The organism is Blautia sp. MB18-30 (assembly GCF_023669475.1).
GTDB classification, from domain to species: Bacteria; Bacillota; Clostridia; order Lachnospirales; family Lachnospiraceae; genus Blautia_A; species Blautia_A fusiformis.
In genome coordinates this window covers 1-724 of sequence record NZ_JAMOYY010000097.1, presented here as the reverse complement: position 1 = coordinate 724, position 724 = coordinate 1, and the positions used below count along the sequence as shown (strand labels likewise).

Annotated in this window: 1 protein-coding gene; it reads left to right on the top strand. The window is 31.1% G+C overall.

Going from position 1 to position 724, the window contains the following annotated elements:
* Positions 1-68 precede the first annotated feature (68 nt).
* Positions 69-724: DUF234 domain-containing protein (locus NCY57_RS16690; protein ID WP_250789878.1), on the top strand; the 656-nt coding region annotated here is incomplete at its 3' end.

Below are 724 nucleotides of genomic sequence, written 5' to 3'. Positions count from 1 at the left end.
ATAATATACTAAATAGAATGGCAAATGTTATTGATACTAAATATTTCGAGTTGTGTAAGAAACGTGTAATGTCAGACTTAAATAAGATATCGTCGTCTTCACTTAGAAGCTTAGATGATAATACGAATAAAGTGATTATTGGGAGCAAAGATGAGTTGGCCACATTTTTGGCATTGCTTTATTATCTGAGTAGGCTTTGTATGCAGAAGTATATGTTGGCTTCGTCGACTATGGTGGGTGAATTGGAATATGTATGTCAGTATGATCTCGTCAAAATATTAGCATTAGGGAGGCAAATAGGAATCTCGAGAGATTCTGTAATGAGTTATATAGATTATTTTTCGATGGATGTTAACGTGACAAGTGGAAATTTTACTGAATTTCCCCTGTTAAAATTTAAGAATAAAATTATCTGGATACCAAGCTCCATAGTATTGAATGATTTTCAATTCTCGATAGTAAATGGACATTACTACAAAGGAATACGTTTCGAGAATAAGGATGAGACGGTTTCTCAGTCAATAATTGATTATATTGTTAATCATGTGAATAAATATTCGAATATTCTTTATAATACAAATTATGTTTATTCAGTACCTAATGAGACATTTAAGGGAAAGCCCCTTAATAGTGATATTGATGTTGCAATGTATGATAAAATAGGCAAAAAGTTGCTAATTATTGAATGTAAATGGAAGGAAAATGTATATCAAAACCGTGAGAA